This is a genomic window from Saccharothrix longispora (genome assembly GCF_030852425.1).
GTDB classification, from domain to species: Bacteria; Actinomycetota; Actinomycetes; order Mycobacteriales; family Pseudonocardiaceae; genus Actinosynnema; species Actinosynnema longispora.
In genome coordinates this window covers 37,025-57,969 of sequence record NZ_NSDM01000026.1, presented here as the reverse complement: position 1 = coordinate 57,969, position 20,945 = coordinate 37,025, and the positions used below count along the sequence as shown (strand labels likewise).

Here is a 20,945-nt window from a genome sequence, read left to right as displayed (position 1 = left end):
TTGAACAGGTACCGGTTCTGCCCCACCGTCAACGGCACCGTGTGCTCGTCCGGGAAGTTCCCCCGCACCCGGATGCCCAGCACCGTCTCCACCAACTGCTCGCCCTCGACCGAGTAGAAATTGCGGTCCGGCGTGCCGAAGTGCTCCTTCAACGCCGCGCGGGTCGGCGAGTTCGCCCCATCCGCCACCACCAGGACCTGGGTGCCGTCCCAAGTCGGAGGCACCTCGTAGCGCCCCGGCACCAGCTCGATGTCGTAGACCTCCTGCGCCATCTCCAGCAGCGCGTCCTCGATCCACCGGATCTTGATGTTGCGCGGCCGGCCCTTCCCCTCCGGGGAGTCCGGGCCCAACGGCCACATCTCCCCGAACCGCCCCTGTGCGAACAACCGCTCCTGCACCTGGTGCGGCAGGGTCGACCACACGTTGCTCTGCAACGTCACGACCTGCTCACGCCGGAAGTTGCCCTCCGCCTGCCCCAACCACACGACCTTGTTGCCCTGCCGCTTCCACCGCCGGTCGTGGATGCGGATCACCACCTGGTCACCCATCATCGCCCGCAGCGTGCACGCGAACGACAACCCGACCGGGCCGCCGCCCACCACCTCCACCCGCAGCGGCTCGCGCCCGCTGGGCAGCGGGTCGAGCTTCTTGAACAACCCCGTCGCCCAGTCGGCGGACCTCACGGCGTGCTGCCCGTCCGGTGGACTCGGCCACCTGACCGCCAGCGTCACTTCGTCGGCGGCATCGCGATCTGCTCCGGTCATAAGCGGACGACCTCCGGGGTGATGGCGGAACACCTGTCCCGTGCATCATGGGCCGACTCGCGATCCGGGACTTCGGCATTCCCCGCAGGAGTGCCTGAACAGGAAGAACGGCCTTCCTCGTCGGCCGGGGCGCTCCGCGGTTGTCCGAACGCGCACCTCCTCCCGTCGAAGGGGACGAGAGCAGCGCGCCGACCGGACCCGCTCACGACAGGGCACTAGCGTTCGGCCCGGCTCACGAGGGTGGGGCCCATCGGATGGAAGGTGTGCCGTGGACCTGAACTTCTACCGGTTCGACCTCTCGTGGACGGTCGGACACCCGAAGGAAGCCGTCTTCGACGCGCTCGTCGCGATCGACGAGTACCCGCGCTGGTGGCCGGACTACCGCCGGGTCGAGCGGATCGACGACGAAGCGGTGGCCATCGCGCTGCGCTCCTCCCTCCCCTACACGCTGAGGGTCACCAACCGCTTCCTGATCCGCGACGCGCCGGGTGGGCACTTCCGCCTGGCGCTCGACGGCGACATCGCCGGCTGGATCGACTTCGCGGTGACCGATCGGGGCGACGGCTCGACCGACGTCCACATCACCCAGGAGTGCACCGCGCGGAAGAAGCTGCTGCGCGTGTTCGCCCCGGTCGCCCGCCGCGCCTTCGCCCACAACCACGCCTTGACGATGCGGCGTGGCCACCTCGGCCTGGACCGGCTGCTGTCCACGAGCCACCAGCGCTGAGGTGGGGAACCGCGGAGATCCCGTGCCGCTGGGCCCGGACTCGTTGACGTGGCGCTACTTCGGCGACTGGCGCAACGTGCTCGTCATGCTCTGGACCGGGTCCATGCAGAACATGCACCCGCGCCTGGGACTCGCGGTGGAACAGCACTCGCGGTTCTTCGGCGAGCGCTGGAAGCGCGTGTTCCGCTCGTTCTACCCGATCCTGGGCGTCGTCTACGACGGCGCGCGGGCCCGTGAGACCGCCGTCGAGGTGCGCGGTCACCACACCGCCATCCGGGGCGCGGACGACTCGGGCGCGGCTTACCACGCACTGGAGCAGGACGTCTTCTACTGGGCGCACGCGGTGTTCTTCATGACCATGATCCGCTTCGGGGACAGGTTCATGGGCGGGGTGCCCGAGGCGGCGCGGCGGCAGCTGTTCGCCGAGCACGTCCAGTGGTACGCGCTGTACGGCCTGAGCATGCGGCCGGTGCCCGGCTCGTGGGAGGAGTTCCAGACCTACTGGGACGACATGTGCTCCCGGGTGTTGGTGGACAACAAGGCCACCCGGGACGTGCTCGACCTGGCCGGTCTGCCGAAGCCCCACTTCCTGCCTGCCGTGCCGCAGGCGCTCTGGTCACCGCTGTGGTCCCTGCTCGCGCGAGGGCTCGGGTGGTTGACCACCGGGCTGTACGACCCGGTGATCCGCGACCGGCTGGGGCTGAACTGGAGCGCGCTCGACGAGCGCCTGCACCGGGTCCTGGGCCGGGCCGTGCACCTGGTGTTCCGCCTCGTCCCGCACGACCGCCGGTTCCACCCCCGGGCACGTGCGGGCTGGCGCCGTTCGCGTGGAGCGGTCGTGGACCCCGTCGAGTCGCCAACCCGGCACCTCCCCGGCTGAGGGAGCCCGGCGACCGGTCCGCCCGGTGTCGCGGGCCACGTCCGACGAGGGATCGGCGGCCGAAGTCCACGCGGGCACCGGGGTGCCCGCAGGCGTCCGCCGATCGTCGCCGCCGACCGGGAACCGGTCCGCCGGCGGTCCAAGATCCCGCCCACCGGACGGGGCAGGCGGGGTCTTGGACCGTCCGGCCGCCGCCGAACGGGTCGGCGCAGCCCGGTGTCGTGCCGTCGACGTGCTCACACCCGACAGGGCGGCCCGGCCGCGGCGTGCCCGCGCCGGGGCGCCGCGTCGAGCGCGTCCTCGTGCACGGGGTGGGGGTCAGGCACGCGGGCGCGGGCCGAGGCGGCCCCTCAACTCGCCGACACGTCCGCGCGGTCCGCGTCCAGTGCGTCGACGGCCCGCACCCACAGCCGGATCAGCTCGGCAGGGTCGGGCGCGCCCTCGGGCACCAGGACGGACAGCCGGGCCCGGTCGCCGTAGCTGATGAGCGACGCGAAGCAGGTGTGCCCGGGTGGCAGCCACGGGATCGCCGTCACGCCGAGCACCTGTCCGCCCATCAGGGCCGACAGCTCCGGGATGCGGACGGCCGCCACCGTCACGCCCACCCGCGAGGGGTCGGTGATCAGCTGCAGCACCCGGCCGGCGACCCGCCCCGGGGCGTTGTCGGCCAGGTCGCGCCAGGCCCGGCGGTGCCGCTCGACCCGCGTCCGGCTCGCCGAGGCCACCACGGCCCGCAACCTCTCGGCCGGGGTCACGTCACCACCGCACGGCAGGACCGCCCGCATCAACCCGATCCGGTTGGCGAAGTCGTCGTGCGGTTCTCCGTCGCGCCGGGTTTCCACGGGGAGGCACACCTGCCTGCCGGGCACCGGCGGCAGCCACCCGGCCAGCGCCTCGGCCATCGCCGCCAGGTGGACCTGGTTGACCGAGGCGCCGCTGCGCCGCGAGACCCGCTTGAGGTCCTCGACGGGCACGCTCCCCAGCCCGAGCACCCGCTCGTCCCCGCCGGACCACCGCGGGGCCGGTTCGGCGGGCAGGCGGGTGCGCAGCAGGTCGGGCAGCAGGGACACCGCGCCCGGCCACCCGCGCGACCACGACCGGCGGCGGTCACCGGTCCTCCGCCACGTGGCGGGTTCGCCGTCACCCAGCAGCGCCTCCACGGTGCGCACCGCGCCACCCGCGTCCTGCCGCCCGTGGTGCACCAGGTAGTAGACGTCCCACGTGCCCGATCCGTTGTCCGAGATCCACAGGCACCACGGCGGCCGGGTCGGGTCGAACGAGTCGGCGAACACCTCCCGTGCCGTCGCCACCCCCTCCTGGCGGGGCAACACCCGGACGTGGTGGTCCACGTCGAAGTCGAGGACCGGTTCCCAGCGCGCCACCTCGCCGGGGACCAGCCTCTCGGTCATCGGCGGCAACCGGTGCAGGCGTGACGCGACGCGTTCCCGCACCGCGTCCACCGACGGGCACGGTCCCGAGACCCGGAAGACCAGCCCGATGAACAGGTCGGTCGGGTCGGGCGCGAACTGCCCGAGCACGGCGAAGGCCCCGGCCATGAAGTCGGCCGGAGTGCCCGGTGTATCAGTCGTGTGCATGCGAACACCTTCCGCTCACCCCTCGGGGAGAGGCTCGACCCGGCGCGCGCGGCGGTCAACACGCGGGGTGTGGACTGTGCGCGATGATCGGGTGCGCGTTGCCCGGTTGAACCGGCAGGACTCGACCGCGGGCGGCCGGTGATCGGCTCACGGCCTCTTGGCGTTCTCGAAGGCGCGGATGTACTTGGGCAACTCGTCGAGCGCACGCCGCAGGGCGCCCCCGGAGACCTGCTCGGCGAACATCGCGTCCACGACGGCGCCTTCCGCCTCGGGGTGGAGGCGGCGGATGTCGTCCAGCGGGGTGTCGTGCAGCAGTTCGACCAGGTGGACGCGGTCGGTGAGCACGTGCAGGGTGTGGCGCAGGCCCTCGATCACCCGGTCCGCCTCGGCGGGGTCCAGCACGAGCCTGCCCTCGGCGGCCAGCCGCAGGAAGAGGTCACCGGCGAACACGACGGGCTCGGCGTGGGACAGACCGGCCGGGTCGATCACGCGAAACCCCTCCGGGGACGGGCCTGCCCGACGTGGCGCACGGCGAAGCCGGAGGACATGACCCGCGCGGCCGCCGTGGTGGTGCGCCACACCGCGTGCAGTACCGCGCTCGCGGAAGGCAGCCACCCGCGATCCGGGTCCGGCGCGACGAACCACGCCCCCGACGGCCTCGGTGACGGGAGCGGGAGCACGGTGCCCACCCGCAGGTACCTGACCCCGAGCGGCACGTCCGCCTGGGTGATCACGATGTCGTTGACGTCGCACAGGAACGTCACCCGGTCCTTGCCCACCCCCGTGCGCAGGGCCGGACCCACGGCGCCGAGTTCGGTCAGTCGCTTGAGGACTCCCCCGGCCAGGTGCACGGGTACCTCGAAGGCGACCATGCCGCCGGCGAGGGGGAGGTCGACGCCGCTGTCCGTGATCTCCACCGGCCAACCGAGGCGGAACCGGTACCACTCGGCGACCTCGTTCGTGCCGCGCCGCTGCGGGTGGGCCGGGGCCGTCGCCTCGACCCGGTGTGCCCGGGATGTCATGGCGGGCCTCCTTCCGGGAGGGTCGGACCAAGCCGACCACGCGGCCGCCGTCACGCGGAACCGTCGGGGACGGCTTGTGCCCGCCCGGGTGGGGTTGCTTGCCCGGACGTACCCCGCACGTCACCGGCCGGCTACCCGCCGGTCACCTGCGGGGGCTCGGGGAGGTCCATGCCGGAAGCGCCGAGGTTGCGCTCCAGCGCGGCGCGCCACTCCCCCGACCGGATCATCTCCTCCAGGGAGGCCTCGACGTCCGCCAGGCCGGCGGCGTCGTCCTTGGCCAGGCCCACGCCGTAGCGCTCGGTGGTGAACGGTTCGCCGACGAGCGTGAGCAGCTCGGGGTTCGCGGCCACGTACCCGGCCAGGATGGCCTCGTCGGTGGTGACCGCGTCGACCTTGCCGGCCAGCAGCGCGGTGACGCAGTCCGAGTAGTCGCCGTACTCGATCAGGCGCACACCCGCCGCGAAGCCGTCCTTGACCTTCTGCGCCGATGTCGACCCGGTCACCGAGCACAGTCCCCTGCCGTCGAGCGCCTCCGGGCCGGTGATGCCGGTGTCGGTGAAGCGCACCAGCAGGCCCTGTCCCGTCTCGAAGTAGGGTCCCGCGAACGCGACCCGTTCCCGCCGCTGGTCGGTGATGGAGTAGGCGGCGACGACGAAGTCGACCGAACCGTCCTCGATCAGCCTCTCCCGGTCCGCGGGGCGGGCCTCGCGCCAGGTGATGTCCTCCTCGGCCACGCCGAACCCGGCGGCGACGTACCGGGCCACGTCCACGTCGAAACCGACGTACTTGCCGTCGGCGCGGCGCTGCCCCATGCCCGGTTGGTCGAAGCGGATGCCGATGGTGAGGCCGTCGCCGGCCTCGTCCGCCAGCGAGCCGTCGACGGTGCCGCACGCGATGAGGGCGAGGACGAGCGCGGTCGCGGCCGTGAGCACGGCCGGCGCGTCACTCCTGTTGGGGGGCAACACTCCCATTCGCACACGGTAGGACTCGCGAAACGCGTGCAGAAGATCATCCGGACGCGCCGCGCCCCATCGGGCAACGCGGGGCGGTCGTTCGCGCAGCGCGTCGACGCGGGGAGTCCTCGGCGGCCCGGGCGGCGCCGGGGTCGGGGTGTCGGGCACCTCCGGTCGGTGCGCGTCGATCCCGGTAGGACTGTCGCGTCGGGCTCGGTGGCCGCCTGAAGAGCGCCACCGAGACACCGGCACGATCCGCGTCGGGGCGCTTCCCGAACGGGACGAGCCCCCTTCCTCAAGGCGCACAGCCGGATCACACCCGGGCAGCGGGGGTTTACGGTCTGCGAGGAGGTGGTCACCGTGCTGTCTTCCCCGAACATCGCCGTCCTTCCCTCCCGACGACTGCTGCGCATCCCCGCGACGCTCATGCGCGGCGGGACCAGCAAGTGCGTGATCTTCCGCGCCGAGGACCTCGCGGGCCACGACATCGCGCTGGACGACATCCTGTTGTCCGCGTTCGGCTCCGTCGACCCGAGCCAGGTCGACGGGGTCGGCGGCGCCACGTCGACCACGTCCAAGGCGGCGGTCGTCTCCCCGTCGTCGCAGCCCGGTGTCGACGTGGAGTTCCTGTTCGCGCAGGTCGGCATCGGCGACCAGGTCGTCGAGTACGGCAGCAACTGCGGCAACTGCGCCACCGCCGTCGGTCTCCACGCGATCCAGACCGGCCTGGTGACGCCCCGTGCGGGCACCACGGTGGTGCGGATGCTCAACCTCAACACCGGCACGCTGCTCACCGCCGCGGTCGCCACCGAGCACGGCGCCGTCCCCGAGTGCGGTGACGCGCTCGTGCCCGGCTCGGTCAGTCGCACGGGTGTGCCCGTCGCACTGGGCTTCGTCGACCCCGTGGGCCGCACCACCGGGCGGCTGCTGCCCTCGGGGCACGCGGTGGACGTGGTGGGTGCGCTCGAGGTGACCTTCGTGGACGCCGGGGCGCCGGCCATGTTCATCGACGCCGGCGGCTTCGGCGCGAGCACGATCGAGGGTGCTCGGGAGGCGGCCTCCGAACTGGTCTCCCTGCGTCGGCAGGGCGCGGTCCGGATGGGACTGGTGCCGCCGGGCGCGCCGACGCCCGACGTCATCCCGAAGGTGGGCCTCGTCGCACCGCCCACCGCGTACACGACGACGTCCGGCCGCCGCGTGGGGGCCGACGAGTACGACGTGTCCGTCCGGATGATGTCGATGTTCGCGCCGCACCCGGCGATCGGCCTCACCTCGGCGGTGGCGCTCGCCGCCGCCGCTGTCACGCCCGGCACGGTGCCCAACCGGATCGTCGGTGGTGGTGTCGCGTCCACGATCCGGTTGGGCACGGCGGCCGGCGTGGTCGAGCTGGGCACGCGGGTGGACGGGGCCGGTGTGCTGCGCGAGGTGGTCTTCCAGCGGGTGGCGCGGCGGATCGCGACCATGGAGCTGTTCGTGCCGTGCGGCGGCGGGTGATCCGCGTGACGCCCGACCGCCGACCGGTCGTCCTGGCGGTCTGCACGCTGAGCGTGTTCCTCGTCGGCGTGGACGCCACGGCGGTCACCCTCGCGCTGCCGGCGCTCCGGCGGGGGTTGGACGTGCCCCCCGCCGTGCTGCCGTGGGTGGTCGGCGGCTACGGCCTCGCCCTGGCGAGCTTCCTGGTGCTGGCCGGCGGGGTGGCCGACCGCCTGGGCCGCCGCCGGGTGTTCCGGGTGGGGCTGGTGGTCTTCGCGGTCGGCGCCGCGGTGTGCGCGGTGGCGCCCGACCACCGGGTGCTCCTTGCCGGTCGGGTGGTGCAGGGTGTCGGGGCGTCGATGCTCAACCCGGTGTCGCTCTCGATCGTCCTGACCACGTTCCCCGGGCCGGAGGAGAGGGCACGCGCGCTCGGCGTGTGGGGCGCGGTCATGGGGTCGAGCATGGCGGCGGGTCCGCTCGTCGGCGGCGCGGTCGTGCACGCGTTCGGGTGGCGGGCGGTCTTCGCCCTGGTCGCCGTGCTCGGCTGCGGGGTGTTCGTCGCGGCGACCGCCGTGGTACCGGAGTCGACCGCGCTCCGGACGCGGCGGGTCGACCCGCTCGGCCAGCTCCTGGTGGTCCTGCTGTTCTTCGTGCTGATGCGGTCGGTGGCGGTGTCCGGGGTGTCGGCCCTCGCCTGGGCGTCGGCGGCCCTGGTGCTGTCCGGCGTCTTCGTCGGCCACGGGCTGCGCCGGCGCGACCCGTTCGTCGATCCCCGGCTGTTCCGGATCACCGCGCTGTGGGTGTCCGCGCTCGCGGCGGTCGTGCTGTTCGTGGCCCTCGGCGGGTTCCTGTTGAGGACCTCGTGGTACTGGCAGGAGGTGCGGGGCCTCTCGGCGGCGGCGTCCGGTCTGATGACCTCGCCGATGCCGCTGGCGGTCGTGCTGTGCGCCTGGTTCGCGTCACGGGTGCGCGGCCTGCTCGGCACCGGTGGCACCCTCGTGCTCGGGGGCGTGGTGGTGCTCGCGGCCGAGCTGGTGCTCGTCCGGGCGGGTGCGCACTCGCCCGCGTGGGCACCGGTCGTCGGGGAGGCGCTCTTCGGCGCGGGCTTCGGGCTGACCAACGCGCTGATCACCGCCCTGGCCACCGAACGCGTCGAGGGCGACCGCGTCGGCGTGGTCGCGGGCATCACCTCGACGTGCCGGCAGTTCGGCCTGGCGATGGGTGCGATCAGGGCTTGACCGCGCGGATGGCCGTCGTCACCATCGGCAGCTCGAACCCGCCGGACGAGGTGGCCGGTCGGTCGGCCAGGAAGCCGCGCAGCTCGGCGACCCGCCGCTCCCGCTCCCCCGGCGTCGCCAGCAGCATGTGCGACTGCGTGCACACCATCCGGACCAGCGACTCCGCGGTGAACGGCTGGGGGTTCGGGTACTTCCGGTGTTCGAACGCGGCGAACCGGGGATGGGCCGGCAGCGGGACGAGGGGGTCCGCCCAGTGCCGGCTCGCCGTGGTCGTCCGGGCGAGCGCGGCGAACTCCGCCACCCACGGCACGCCGGTGTCGTCGTGGTTCCACAGCGCGACCAGCGCGCCGGAGGGCCGCAGCACCCGTGCGATCTCGGTCAGCGCCGGTCCGAGGTCGAACCAGTGCAGCGCCTGCCCCACGAACACCGCGTCCACCGACTCGTCGGGCAGCGGGATCGCCTCGGCGACCCCGTCCAGCGCGGTCACGTCGGGCAGTCGCCGCTCCAGCTCGGCGCGCATGTCGGCGTCCGGCTCGACCGCCACGACGCTCGGCGTGACCGCGACCAGGCACTCGGTCAGCTTCCCGGTGCCCGCCGCGAGGTCGAGCACCCGGCCGGAGGTGCCGTTCAGCCCCCAGCGGACGGCCTGGTCCGGGTAGGAGGGGCGGAGGTCCGCGTAGGCCCGTGCGTCGAGACCGAACGAGAAGGCCCGCTCCGCGGTGCCGGCGTCACCGTGCGACATGCGTTCCTGCTTTCACTCGGGTTGTGCGGGGTGGGGCGCGCTCCGACCGGCCGGGGCTGCCCGAGGCGTCGTCGTCCGGGTGCAGTGTGGAAGACCCGTGCGCGGACCCCCCGGACCGGGCACTCCTCGTGCCCGGAGGGGAGGACCGCGGTGCGCGAGTGCGCAACCGGCCGCTTCCGCACACGCCCGTCGACCGGGGGGGGACGACGCACTCGCGCCGCCGGGCCCGGGGTCAGGACCAGCAGCCGGCCGGCCTCTTGGTCCACTGGTTGTGGACGTTGTACGCCGCGACGCCCAGTTCGGTGATGAACAGCGCGATCTCCAGGGGGGCGCTGGGGCCGAACAGCAGCAGGAGCCGCCCGCCCAGCGAGAGCACCGTCCAGAAGGTGAGGCTGGCGGTGGCGGCCTCGCGCAGGGTGCGGATCAGCGGCATGAGCAGCCCGAGCTGCCACAGCAGTTGCATCGCGTCGAAGACGGCGGTGGGGGTGACACCCGCCGCGAACGCCGCCCGCAGGCCGGCGACGAGGCCGGGCGTCCGGAGCGACATGCCCAGGTAGTTGGTCAGGCCGGCGCCCACCTTCGACAGGTTGAGGCCGAACCCGAAGACCTGGTACACCGCCCCGCCCAGGGCGATGATGAACCAGATCGCCCACTCGGTGCACGGGTCGAACTCGCCCTCGTGGACGACCGCGGTCTGCCCCTCGGCGTGCAGCAGGACACGGGTCCGGCCGTCGGGCAGCCGTTCGGTGGTCAGGTCGAACGGCACGCGGAAGGTGCCCGCCGAGACCTGCGCCGCCACCTCGTCGAGGTTGTGGCGCAGCCGGTCGGCCAGTTCGTCCACCTCGTCGAGGTCGGCCCAGCGGGTGCGGAACTCGGCGACCCAGGCGTCCAGCGTGGCCGCGTCGGGGAGCGTGCCGGTGGGAGGCGTGCCCGAGGTCGGCGCGCACGTGGCCCACATGCCCGGTTCACCGGTGGTGCCGGGGGTGGCGAGTGCGCGCACGGCGGTGTCGCCGACGATGCCGATCGGGTTGCGCGTCACGGTGTTCTGCGGCAGCGGCGGTGTCAGCGACCACGCCGCGACGCACGCCTGGTCGGTCGTGGGGTCCTCGGTCTGGTAGCGCACCACCTCGGCGGCCGTGAGCACGCGGTTCCACACGTCGACCGACTGGATGGAGCCGAAGAAGTTCGCGCTGGGCAGGGGGCGCGCGGCGGGGTCGCTCATGCCGCCGATCACCGGCGTGCCGGTAGGGCTCTGCTTGCCCGTGGCGCTGTACCCGGTGCCGGCGGGCTCGCCGGCGACGTAGAGGGTGGTGGTGGCGGCGGCGACGCTCCACGTGCAGGCGACGGAGGTCCAGGCGCCCACGTCGAGTCGCGCGGTGGACGTCACGGTCTCGCCGTCGCCCACGCGCAGCGACACCGCGCCCGTGCTCTCCAGCGCCAGCCGCATGCCGGGGCCGCCGACCGGGCCGTTGGAGAAGATGACCTGCGACGTGCCGAGCCGGGCCGGGTTGACCCAGGCCAGGACGGAGAAGTCCCACTGGGAGGCGCCGGGGTTGATCGAGCCGTCGTTGTACGGGTCGCAGAACGACGCGGCCCCGCCCAGTGCGGCCGCCGGCGTCAGGACCACCGGGCCGACGCCGGACGCGCCGGGGGTGATCGGCAGGTCACCGCCCGAGGTGTCCACCGGCGGCCACCGGGTGAGGTCGACCTGACCGATCAGGCCCGGCGTGCCGGCGGGGTAGGGCGCCCACTGGTGGCGGTAGACCTTCGCCGGGACGACCGCCGTGTTCCACGCGCGGAAGCCCGTGCTCCACCCGTAGAAGCCCGAGCCGAGGACCAGTGGCTTGCCGGTGGGCGCGACGCCGCCGTCGGGCACCGTGACGAAGCCCAGCCGGCGGCCGTCGAGGTAGGCGGTCATCGTGAAGCCGTCGAACGTGACGGCGATGTGGTACCAGCGGTGGTGTTCCAGCACGTCGTCGGTGGTGAGGACGACGGGCTGACCGGTCCGCGCGGCCCACAGCGCCCGGCTGCGGGTCTGCAACGCGAACTCGCCCTCCCGGGTCACCAGGTCCATGCGGTCGGTCAGGGCGTCGAAGTTCGCCCACAGCTCGAACGACCACGGTTCCCGGCCCCGGAAGACGATCTGCGGCACCGGACCGAAGCCGATCACACCGTCACCCGCGGCGAAGTCGGTGACCTGCGCCGAGGTCCGCGGCCCGGTCACGACGCCGCGCCGATCCGGAGGGTGACCCGGCCCAGTTCGACCAGCGACCGGTACGCCGGCGCCCTCCCGTCGGCCTCGGGGACGCGGTGGTCCGTGGCCACGCTCGCCTCGATGTCGTTCGACTGGTCGGGCACCTGGTAGTACTCGAGCCGGATCGTGGCGCCCGGGCCGAAGGGGGTGTTCCGGGGCGTCGTGATGGTCATCGACACGCCGCCCTCGTACCGGGCGGGCACGTCGGACTCGAAGCCGTTTATCTGCTTGCCGTCGGGTTCCGGCACCGGCAGGTAGACCCGTTCGTCGATCGGGCAGCGCGTGTCGGCGTTCTGCACGTGCACGTCCGTGCCCACGGGCATGTCGGTGCCCACGACGCGGAAGTAGACCCTCCGCGGGCTGGGGTCCATGTTGCCGAAGAGCGCCGACGCCACCACCTGGTTGTCCCGCGGGTTGTTGATCATGGCCACGTTCCGCCAGGCGACCGCCGGCGTGTTCATCACCCATTGGGCGAACTGGGTGTTCGAGCCGAACGCGGGCGGGATCTCGACCGTCGTGCGCGGTGTGGTGACCACGGCGACGAAGCAGTAGTGGTCGTTCGTGGCGGGCAGGCTCGTGAGCATGAAGGCGGGCTGCGCGAGGCCGATGTCGCCCGGCGCCAGCAGTCGCTGCGCCGAGCGGTCGAGGAACGGGACGCTGGTCAGGCCCGAGGCGGTGGAGATCGGCTGGTCCAGCCACTGCGAGGGCGTCATCAGCAGGGACGCCTTCGAGTAGTGGAGCGAGACCGTGCCGCTCTCGGGGGTCGGGGAGAGGTTCTTGGCCCGCACGTAGAAGTAGTTGAGGCCGCCGTTGACGATCCTCTTGCCGATGTCGTCGGTGTAGGTGGACGCCGCCTGGTCCGGGGTGAGGGTGTCGCCCTGGTTCGGGATGATGTCCGGTGAAGCCCACGGGTTGTCGGTCGAGGGCACCACGCCGGTGTCCCGCAACGAGTCGCGTACGTAGATGTCCGCGTATTCGGGCATGGCGGCGCTCCCGCATTCCGTGAATCCCGTTCCGCGAAGCGGAGGAACGTTCCTGAAGCTACGCGCGCCGAATCCGGGCGGACAGCATGTTCCCCGTTTCAGGTGACGACTCCGCCGTCGTTGGTGAATTCGTGCTGTCGGTGGGCCTTCCCGACGCGGTCGTCGACTTCCCGCCGGTGGACGTCGCCCCGGATGCCGTGCGCGGTCCCGGCGTCACGCGGGCTCGGCGCGGGCTCCGATGCAGCTTCGGTAGACGGCGGCGGTCTCGGTGGCGATCCGGTCCCAGGTGTGGCGTTGCTCCACCCGGTCCGAGGCTGCGGTGGAGAAGGCGGCGCGCCGGGTCTTGTCGTTGAGCAGGCGCCTGACGGCCAGCCCGAGCGCCTTCGGCAGCCGGGGCGGCACGAGGACGCCGGTGACGCCGTCCAGGACGGTGTCGGGCAGCACGCCGACCGCGCCGGCGACGACGGGCACGCCGCAGGCCATCGCCTCCAGCACCGGGCGTACCGGACGGGCGTTCCACGGGGCGTGGACCACGACGTCCGCCGAACGCAGCAGCTCGGCGGACACCGGTCCCGTCACCCGGACGCGGTCGGCGACCTTCAGCGCCGCCGCGCCCGCGCACAACCGGTCGACCTCCTCGCGAGCGCGTCCGCTGTCCGCGTCGACGTCGGCGCTGATGACCAGTTCCGCGTCGGGCACCCAGCGAAGCGCGGCGACGGCGGTGTCCGCGCCGTCCCCGGGACACAGCGCGCCGAGGTACACCAGCCGCGGAACTCCGGACCGCGGCGCGGCCGGTCCCCCGACCCCCCACTCGGAGAGGTCGACCCCCTCGGGGACGACGCTCACCGCGCGACGCGGCACTCCCGTCCCCAGCACGCCCGCCACCTCGCCGGCGCCGCCCACGACGAAGTGCTCGACGACCCCGGGCGGCAAGGTCCCCACGTCGTCGCCCGGGTCGTGGCTGTGCACGACCGGCGCGGACACACCGTCCAGCGCGGCCACGGCACGCACCGACGCCGGTGTCACCGTGTGCACGACGTCGGGCGCGGCGGCGCGGCGCTCCCAGTCGCGGGCGAGGTCCCGCGTCGCGATCGACCGGCACCCGGTCGGCAGGGACGCGGTGACCGGCGCGCTGGTGTACAGGGTGACGCGGTGCCCGGCCCGCCCCAGACCACGGGCCAGCCCCACCGCCCGGTCGACCCGGTCGGCGCCCAGTGCGACCACCGCGACATCCGACGCGTTGTCCGGGCGTGCTGTCATCAGACCTCCGTTCCAGGCGCGCCGTTCACCCGGGACGGAGACCGGACGAACGCGCGGCAACAGGCGCGAACGCTCGGCACGTTGTTTGACCGAACCCCACTCCGAACCTAAGCAGTGACGCGTCGCTTCGCATGACGAGTCCGTTCCCGTCGGAAGCCGCGTCCTTCGTCGACGCTGGGCGCGGCGAGCGACTCCCGTGCCGCGGGACGGTCGGATACGACGACCACCTGTCCGCCCTCGCCGCCGGGGACGTGCTCGACCGGGAGGTCGATCAGCTTGTGGGTGGATTTCCGCCCTGGTGCCGAGGGTGACCGGAAGCGGTCGCACGCGGTCGGCCAGGCGGACTTCGACCGGGGCCGCGCGGTGGCCGGAAGAACGACTATATTGGTGTTGATTATCGTTGTCGACGGACGCTTCGCCCGGGGGTCTCCATGTCCGCGCCACTCGATTCGACCACCGACGCACGCCGCACCTCGACAAACCCGATCTCCGGCCCCACGTCCGCCCCGATCGCGAGGACCCGCATCGGACTCGGTGCGGCAGACGTGCTCGGCGACCTCGACGTGCCGATCGACCCGGCCGGCCGGCAGCGCACGCGCACCGGGTCGGGGGCACCGCCGGCGCACGCGGGTTCCGCCACCACCCACGTCGTCCCGCCGACCCTGTCGGGGCCCTGCCCCGTCGAGGCCGCGGCATCGTGAGCGCACGGGGAATCCGCGGGATGAACGGGCACGTCCTCGACCGGGGTGTCGGGGCGCGGATGACGCCGCAGCGCCAAGCGGTGCTGCGCGTGCTGGCCGACCTGCCCGGCCCCTCCACGGCGAACGCCATCCACCACCTGCTGCGGTCCGGGGGCGGGCGGGTCGGGTTGACCACCCTCTACCGGCACCTCGCGTCGCTGGTGGACGCGGGCGTCCTCGGCATCACGCAGGACCGGGAGGGCCGTCACCTGTTCCACCCGAGGACCGACGCGCACGACCACTACCTCACGTGCGTGCGGTGCGGCCGCACGGTGGGCGTGGACACGACGCCCGTCACGCGGTGGGCGGCGGAGACGGCGGCGGCGCACGGGTTCGCGGACGTCCGGGTGGCGGCGGAACTGGCCGGCCTGTGCGCGCGCTGCCCGCTCGACGGGCAGACCGGGGTGATTGCGCCACCGGGGTGACGAGGGCCGGCGATCAGGTGGCCGGGATCGCGGACGAGCCCGTCGAGGACCCCGCTCGCACCCGTTCTCCGCTCGTCGGCGGATGTTCTACGTAACGACAATCATTTTCGTGTAGGTTCGCCTTGACTCCGCCACGCACCGCGGCGGAGGGGAAGGGGAACCGGGTGCTGATCGCTGGATCGCTGCCCGCCGCGGCCCACGCGCTGGGCTGCGCGGCGGTGGAGGACGTCGACGTCGCGCCGGAACTGGTCCGCGAACTGGACCTGGCCGTCCTGCTGGGCATCTGCGACTTCGTGGGACGCGCGGCCGCCCGGGTGGCGCTGCCCGCCGACCCCGCCGACGTCGTGCCCGCCGCGGACCGGCACCGGTGGATCGCCGGGCACTGGGTGCGCGCGCTGGCGGCCGAGGGGTGGGCCGACGTGGACGGGAGCGGCCTGCTGCGCTCGGTGCGGTCACCGCGCCGAGCCGAACTCGCGGCGGCGCGCGAGGCGATCACGGTTTCGGTGGCGGGCCTGGGTTATCCGCCCGCGCTGGCGACCTACGTCCTGGACTCCCTGCGCGCCCTGCCCTCGCTGCTCACCGACGAGGTCACCGCGCAGGCGCTGCTGTTCCGCGACTCCGAGCGCGCCACCGCCGACGCCGCCTACCGCGACAACCCCGTCAACCGCTACCTCAACGCCGCCGCCGCGTCGGTGGTCGCCGACCTGGTGCGCGCACGGGGAGGGCTGCGCGTGCTGGAACTGGGCGCGGGCACCGGCGCCACGACCGCCGACCTGCTGCCCGCACTGGCCGGCACGGGGTCGGACTACCTGTTCACCGACCTGTCGCCGTTGTTCCTGCGGGACGCCGCCGCGCGGTTCGCCGACCACCCCTACCTGCGCTTCCGGCTGGTCGACTTCACCGAACCGCTCGAACCCCAGGTGCGCGAGGGCGACTTCGACCTGGTGGTCGCGGTGAACACCGCGCACAACGCCACCGACGTGCCCGACCTGCTCCGCCAGGTGACCGGGCTGCTGCGCGCCGACGGCGCGCTGCTGCTGGTGGAGACCTGCCACGAGCACCACCAGTCGCTGGCGTCGATGCCGTTCCTGCTCTCCCCGCGCCCCGGCGGCCGGCCGGTCGTGCGCACCGACCTGCGCGCGGGGACCACCCGCACCTACCTCACCGGTCCGGAGTGGGCGTCCGCCGCCAAGGGCGCCGGGCTGGAGCAGGTCGTGGACCTGCCGCCGCCGGACCACCCGCTCGCCGCGTTCTCCCAGCGGCTGGCGGTCTTCACCCCTTCGAGCAAGAGGAGCCGAACCCCGTGACCACCTCCGCCACCGAGGCAGCCCCCGCGGCAGCGCCCGATGCCGAGGACCCCACGCCGGTCCTGTCGGGCATCTGGGCGGACCTGCTCGACCTGGGCGACCGGCCGGTCGATCCCGCCACCACCTTCCTGCGCCTGGGCGGCGACTCGGTGCTCGCCGTGCGCATGGCGGCGCTGATCCGCAAGCGCCTGGGCGTGGTGCTGGCGCTGTCCGACGTGGGCGTGGAGTCGACGATCGGGCAGTTGTCGGACCTGGTGCGCCGCCGGTCGGCTGCGGGGTCGACGGCCCGCGCGCTGCCGGTCGAGCTGCGCCGACGGGCCGACCCGGAGGCGCCGTTCCCGCTGCTGCCGCTCCAGCAGGGCTACTTCGTGGGCCAGCAGGACGGGTGGGAGCTGTCCTACGACTCCGCGCACTTCTACGGCGACGTCGGCCTGACCGACGTCGACGGCGACGAGGCGGAGGACGCGCTCAACGACGCGCTGCGCCGGCTGGCCGAGCACCAGCCGATGCTGCGGGCCCGGGTCACCGCCGAGGGCGACCAGCACGTGCTGCCGCTCGACGCGCCCGGCGCGGTGCCCGTGCCCACCGTGTACGACCTGCGGGACGCCGACGCGGGCACCGCCGGCGAAACCCTGGAGCGGGTGCGGGCGGAGATGAGCGCCACCGGCCCCGACCCCACGCGCGGTCCCGGCCTGGACATCCGGTTGAGCCTGCTGCCCGACGGCGCGGCCCGCCTGCACACCAGCATGAGCCTGCTGGTGTTCGACGGCTGGTCGGCCACGCTGCTCAACCGCGAGCTGCTGGCGCTGAGCGCCGACTGGAACGCGGTGCTGGCGCCGCTGGACATGGACTTCGGCGACTACGTGGCCTCCGTCGCGGGCCTCCCCGGCACCGAGGCGTGGGACGCGGACCGCGCGTGGTGGTGGGAGCGGCTGGACGCGCTGCCCGAACCGCCCGCGCTGCCCCTGGTGCGCGACCCGCGCGAGGTGCGGGCCACGACCATGGGCACGCGGGAGACCAGGCTCGCCGCGGACCGGTGGGCGACGTTGCGCGACCGGTGCGCCGCGCACGACGTGACGCCGTCCACCGCGATGTTCACCGCGTTCGCCGTCGTGCTCGCGCGGTGGACCGGGCACCGGCGGATGCTGCTGAACTCGTTGCAGCTCAACCGGTTGCCGGTGCACCCGGACGTGCACCGGGTGGTGGGCGCGTGCGCGTCGACGATGCTGCTGCCCGCAGAGCTGGCCGAGGGCGCGACGTTCGCCGAGCTGGCCGCGACGGCGCAGCGGAGGTTCGGCGAGCACGCGGCGCACAACCTGATCACCGGTGTCGAGGTGTCGCGCGAGCTGGGCCGCAGGCGCGGCACGCACCGACCGGTGGCGCCGGTGGTGTTCCAGAGCACCCTGGGCATGGACGCGGCGGTCGGCGCGGCGCACCCGGAGTCGGCGGGCCCGCTGGGCGAGGTGGACTTCGGCGACTTCCACCACCAGCTGCGCACCCCGCAGGTGGCGCTGGAGGTGCGCTTCTACGAGCTGCGCTCGGAGATGGCGATCGTGTTCTCCCTCGTGGACGAGCTGTTCGAGGCCGAGCAGGTGGAGGCGGCGTTCACCGACCTGGTCGAGCTGATCGGGACCCTGGCCGACGGCGAGGGCTGGGACCGCGTGGTCGAGCTGCCCGCCGCCGCCGAGTCGACCGGCGACGGGCTGCTGCTGGGCCGCTACGGCGACGGTGACGCCGTCGTGGCCGAGGGGCCGCTGTCCACGCCGCTGGAGGAGGCCGTCGCCGAGCTGTGGGAGGAACTGCTCGACGTGCCGGTGCTGGACCGCTCGGCGAACTTCTTCGCGCTGGGCGGCGACTCGCTGCTGGCGGTGCGGGCGCTGGCGCGCCTGACCAAGCGGCTCGGTGGTGGTGTCGCGGTGCGGGACTTCCTGGAGTCGCCCACGGTGGCCGGGGTGGCCGCCGCGTTCGCCGCACGGGGTGCGTCGTCGTGACCGGCCTGATCGGGGTGCTCGGCGGATCGGGCGCGGTCGGCCGCGTCGTGGTCGACCGCCTGGCGGCCGCGGGTCACCCGGTGCGGGTGGGCGGGCGCGACCTGGCGCGGGCGGAGGCGGTGCGGGGCGCGTCGGAGGCCGTGGCGGTGGACCTGGACGACGCCGACGCCCTCGCCGCGTTCTGCGCCGGGTGCGCCGTGGTGGTCAACTGCGCCGGTCCGTCCTACCGGGTGCTGGACGTGGTCGCGCGGGTCGCGCTGGCCGCCGGGGCCGGGTACGTCGACGCCGCGGGGGACGCGGTGGCGCTGGAGGCGCTGACCGCCGGCGCGCCCGACGCGCTGGGGCGGCTGCCCGCGGTGTTCTCCGCCGGGCTGATGCCGGGGCTGTCGGGGCTGTTGCCCCGGTTGCTCGCCGAGGCGGGCCCGATCGGCAGGCTGGACGTCTACGTCGGCGGCTCGGTCGGGATCGGCCGCCTGTCGGCGGTGGACGCGCTGCTGACCAGGGGGCCGCGCTTCGGCCACGCGCTGGCGGCGTGGCGGGAGGGCCGGGTGGTCGAGCACGCCCTGGCCCCGCTGCGCGGGGTGACCCTGCCCGGCTTCCGGGGTCGGGTGCACGCCTGGCCGTTCCTGTCCGCGGAGATGGTCGCCCTCGCCGGCGCGCTGGGCGTGGCCGAACTGCGCAACTACACCGTCTACGCCACGGAGAACCTCCCGGAGGTGCTGGCGACGGCGTGGGCCGACGACGGACCGCTGGACGCCCACGTGGACGCCGTGGTGGAGGCGGCGCGGCGCGACGTGGAGGAGTGCGGGCGGCACTACGCGCTGCTGGCCCACGCCCGCCCACCCGCGGGGTCGGGAGCCGGCAGCCGCCGGGTCCTGCTGCGCACCCCCGACTCCTACGAGCTCAGCGGCGTGGTCGCGGCACTGGTCGCCGCGGACGTGCTGGAAGGCCGGGTGCCCGCCGGGGCGCACCACGCCGCCGACGTGCTCGACCCCCGGCGCACCGCCGCCGCGCTCGCGGCGGACGACCTGGTGACCGCACTGGAACTACCGAAGGACAGCTGACGCGATGACCACCGAGACCACGACCACCCACGACTCCGGGGCCGACAACTCCGGGGCGGACGGCTACGCCGTCAACGCCCAGTACTACGACCTGATCTTCCCGGGGGCGCAGCGCGACGCGATGCGGGCGGCGCTCACCGCCTTGCTGGCCGGCGCGGGGCGGGTGGTGGAGATCGGCGCGGGCACCGGCCAGTTCACCGAGACCCTGCTGGCGAACCTGCCCGAGGGCGGCGAGGTGTTCGCCGTCGAACCGGCGGCGGTCATGCGCGCCGCGCTGATCACCCGCCTGGCGGCGCTGGAGGACCCGCCGGTGACCGTGCTGCCCGAGGACGCGCTGACCGCCGAGGTCGACGGACCGGTGGACGCGGTCGTGCTGCTGCACGTGCTCACGCACTTCTCCCCCGCCGACCGCAAGGCGCTGTGGGCGCGCTGGGTGCCCCGCCTCGCCCCCGGCGGTGTGGTCGTGGTGGACGTGCAGATGCCGCAGGCGCCGGTGGCGGTGCCGCCGACCCCCGTGCCCGGCCGCACCCTGGGCCGTCGCCGCTACGACACGGTCAGCGAGGCGGTCGTGGACGGCGACGGCCTGGTGTGGACGATGACCTACCGGGTGCACGAGGGCGATCGGCTGGTGTCGGAGGAGTCGGTGTCGTTCCCGTCGTTCATCGCCTCCGACGAGGTGCTGCACGCCGAGCTGCGCGAGGCCGGGTGCGAGCCGGTGGCCGACCCGCCGGCCGGTGTGCTGGCCTGGCGGGTGCGCTAGAGGTCGGCGCTAGAGGTCGGCGAGGACCTCGGCGGCGACGCGGTCCGGCTGCGCGGCCGGGTAGAAGTGGTCACCCGGGAACACGCGCAGCCGGAACCCCGCGGTGGTCAGCGCGGCCCAGCGGGCCGCGTGCTCGGGGGTGAGGTCGGGGTCGCGGTCGCCGACGAAGGCCGAGACGGGCACCGGCAGCGGCGTGGTGCTCCAGCCGGTGTGCGTCTCGACCAGCCGGTAGTCCTCGCGGACGCACTCGGCGACCAGGGCGCTCAGGTCGGGGTCGGCCAGCACGGCGGGGTCGACGCCGCCCAGCCGGCGCAGTTCGGCCAGCAGGCCCGCGTCGCCGAGCCGGTGCACGTCGCCGCCGCGCTCGTCCTGGGGCGCCTCGCGGCCGGACACGACCAGCCGCACCGGCAGCGGTCTGCCCACCGCGCGCAGCCGCTGCACCACCTCGTGGGCGACCGCGGCGCCCAGGCTGTGCCCGAACAGGACGAACGGCAGCTCCGGCAGTGGGCGCAGGGCGGCCACGACGCGGGCGACGACCTCGCCGAGGTCGCGCGGCGGCGGTTCGCCCCAGCGGTCCTCGCGGCCCGGGTAGCGCACCGCGAGCAGTTCGACGTCCCGCGGGACGTGTTCGGCCCAGGGCGTGAACACCGACGGGCCGGCCCCGCCGTGCGGCAGGCACACCAGGCGCAGGCGGGATGCGGCCGGAGTGCTCAACCGGCGCAGCCACGGACCCATATCATCGAACATGATTATCGTTTTACCAGAGA

19 protein-coding genes are annotated in these 20,945 nt (G+C 73.9%); 9 read left to right on the top strand and 10 right to left on the bottom strand.

Features of this window, described 5'->3' with window-relative positions; all coding sequences use genetic code 11:
* The coding region (locus CKY47_RS34905) for a hypothetical protein (protein WP_306750649.1) at nucleotides 1-683 on the bottom strand (683 nt) is incomplete at its 3' end.
* 349 nt (nucleotides 684-1,032) lie between these two features.
* Here CKY47_RS34905 and CKY47_RS34900 point away from each other — a divergent pair.
* Both CKY47_RS34900 and CKY47_RS34895 read left to right on the top strand, forming a co-directional pair.
* Nucleotides 1,033-1,491 (top strand): SRPBCC family protein, encoded by a 459-nt coding sequence (locus CKY47_RS34900; RefSeq protein ID WP_306750648.1) that lies wholly within the window; start codon nucleotides 1,033-1,035, stop codon nucleotides 1,489-1,491.
* A gap of 22 nt (nucleotides 1,492-1,513) precedes the next feature.
* A complete protein-coding gene (locus CKY47_RS34895; protein WP_306750647.1) occupies nucleotides 1,514-2,371 on the top strand; it encodes an oxygenase MpaB family protein in 858 nt (285 codons plus the stop codon).
* 350 nt (nucleotides 2,372-2,721) lie between these two features.
* On the opposite strand, the gene CKY47_RS34890 is transcribed toward CKY47_RS34895, so the two are convergent.
* The 4 genes from CKY47_RS34890 to CKY47_RS34875 all read right to left on the bottom strand — a co-directional run bounded on the left by CKY47_RS34890 (nucleotide 2,722) and on the right by CKY47_RS34875 (nucleotide 5,959).
* The gene (locus CKY47_RS34890; RefSeq protein ID WP_306750646.1) at nucleotides 2,722-3,966 is read right to left on the bottom strand and encodes a wax ester/triacylglycerol synthase domain-containing protein; all 1,245 of its coding nucleotides are present in this window, start codon (nucleotides 3,964-3,966) and stop codon (nucleotides 2,722-2,724) included.
* A 147-nt stretch (nucleotides 3,967-4,113) separates the two neighbouring features.
* The gene (locus CKY47_RS34885; protein ID WP_306750645.1) at nucleotides 4,114-4,455 is read right to left on the bottom strand and encodes a hypothetical protein; all 342 of its coding nucleotides are present in this window, start codon (nucleotides 4,453-4,455) and stop codon (nucleotides 4,114-4,116) included.
* Nucleotides 4,452-4,988: a hypothetical protein gene (locus CKY47_RS34880; protein WP_306750644.1), complete on the bottom strand. Its 537-nt coding sequence runs from the start codon at nucleotides 4,986-4,988 to the stop codon at nucleotides 4,452-4,454. The genes CKY47_RS34885 and CKY47_RS34880 overlap by 4 nt, the downstream gene beginning before the upstream one ends.
* Before the next feature lie 131 nt (nucleotides 4,989-5,119).
* Nucleotides 5,120-5,959, bottom strand: a complete 840-nt coding sequence (locus tag CKY47_RS34875) for a glutamate ABC transporter substrate-binding protein (protein WP_306750642.1) — start codon at nucleotides 5,957-5,959, stop codon at nucleotides 5,120-5,122.
* Between the two features lie 342 nt (nucleotides 5,960-6,301).
* Between CKY47_RS34875 and CKY47_RS34870 the strand changes: the two genes are divergently transcribed.
* Both CKY47_RS34870 and CKY47_RS34865 read left to right on the top strand, forming a co-directional pair.
* Complete coding sequence (locus CKY47_RS34870) at nucleotides 6,302-7,435, top strand: PrpF domain-containing protein (protein WP_306750641.1); 1,134 nt, start codon at nucleotides 6,302-6,304, stop codon at nucleotides 7,433-7,435.
* Between the two features lie 5 nt (nucleotides 7,436-7,440).
* Nucleotides 7,441-8,652, top strand: coding sequence for an MFS transporter (locus CKY47_RS34865; RefSeq protein ID WP_306750640.1), 1,212 nt, complete (start codon nucleotides 7,441-7,443; stop codon nucleotides 8,650-8,652).
* Here CKY47_RS34865 and CKY47_RS34860 read toward each other — a convergent pair.
* The 4 genes from CKY47_RS34860 to CKY47_RS34845 all read right to left on the bottom strand — a co-directional run bounded on the left by CKY47_RS34860 (nucleotide 8,642) and on the right by CKY47_RS34845 (nucleotide 13,891).
* On the bottom strand, nucleotides 8,642-9,394 hold the full coding sequence (locus CKY47_RS34860) for a class I SAM-dependent methyltransferase (RefSeq protein WP_306750639.1): 753 nt from the start codon (nucleotides 9,392-9,394) through the stop codon (nucleotides 8,642-8,644). The genes CKY47_RS34865 and CKY47_RS34860 overlap by 11 nt on opposite strands.
* A gap of 232 nt (nucleotides 9,395-9,626) precedes the next feature.
* Nucleotides 9,627-11,618 carry a LamG domain-containing protein gene (locus CKY47_RS34855; RefSeq protein ID WP_306750638.1) on the bottom strand — a complete coding sequence of 664 codons (1,992 nt, stop codon included), beginning with the start codon at nucleotides 11,616-11,618 and terminating at the stop codon, nucleotides 9,627-9,629.
* The gene (locus CKY47_RS34850) at nucleotides 11,615-12,631 is read right to left on the bottom strand and encodes a hypothetical protein (RefSeq protein ID WP_306750637.1); all 1,017 of its coding nucleotides are present in this window, start codon (nucleotides 12,629-12,631) and stop codon (nucleotides 11,615-11,617) included. The genes CKY47_RS34855 and CKY47_RS34850 overlap by 4 nt, the downstream gene beginning before the upstream one ends.
* A gap of 213 nt (nucleotides 12,632-12,844) precedes the next feature.
* The gene (locus tag CKY47_RS34845; RefSeq protein ID WP_306750636.1) at nucleotides 12,845-13,891 is read right to left on the bottom strand and encodes a glycosyltransferase family 4 protein; all 1,047 of its coding nucleotides are present in this window, start codon (nucleotides 13,889-13,891) and stop codon (nucleotides 12,845-12,847) included.
* A gap of 721 nt (nucleotides 13,892-14,612) precedes the next feature.
* Here CKY47_RS34845 and CKY47_RS34840 point away from each other — a divergent pair.
* From CKY47_RS34840 to CKY47_RS34820, 5 genes are all read left to right on the top strand, one after another.
* Nucleotides 14,613-15,056, top strand: coding sequence for a Fur family transcriptional regulator (locus CKY47_RS34840; protein ID WP_306750635.1), 444 nt, complete (start codon nucleotides 14,613-14,615; stop codon nucleotides 15,054-15,056).
* Between the two features lie 164 nt (nucleotides 15,057-15,220).
* Nucleotides 15,221-16,363, top strand: a complete 1,143-nt coding sequence (locus CKY47_RS34835; protein ID WP_306750634.1) for a class I SAM-dependent methyltransferase — start codon at nucleotides 15,221-15,223, stop codon at nucleotides 16,361-16,363.
* On the top strand, nucleotides 16,360-18,354 hold the full coding sequence (locus tag CKY47_RS34830) for a phosphopantetheine-binding protein (protein WP_306750633.1): 1,995 nt from the start codon (nucleotides 16,360-16,362) through the stop codon (nucleotides 18,352-18,354). Before CKY47_RS34835 ends, CKY47_RS34830 begins: the two co-directional genes overlap by 4 nt.
* Complete coding sequence (locus CKY47_RS34825; RefSeq protein ID WP_306750632.1) at nucleotides 18,351-19,418, top strand: saccharopine dehydrogenase NADP-binding domain-containing protein; 1,068 nt, start codon at nucleotides 18,351-18,353, stop codon at nucleotides 19,416-19,418. The genes CKY47_RS34830 and CKY47_RS34825 overlap by 4 nt, the downstream gene beginning before the upstream one ends.
* Before the next feature lie 4 nt (nucleotides 19,419-19,422).
* On the top strand, nucleotides 19,423-20,178 hold the full coding sequence (locus CKY47_RS34820) for a class I SAM-dependent methyltransferase (RefSeq protein WP_306750631.1): 756 nt from the start codon (nucleotides 19,423-19,425) through the stop codon (nucleotides 20,176-20,178).
* Nucleotides 20,179-20,187: 9 nt separating this feature from the next.
* On the opposite strand, the gene CKY47_RS34815 is transcribed toward CKY47_RS34820, so the two are convergent.
* Nucleotides 20,188-20,925, bottom strand: a complete 738-nt coding sequence (locus CKY47_RS34815) for a thioesterase II family protein (RefSeq protein ID WP_306750630.1) — start codon at nucleotides 20,923-20,925, stop codon at nucleotides 20,188-20,190.
* Between the last annotated feature and the right edge of the window lie 20 nt (nucleotides 20,926-20,945).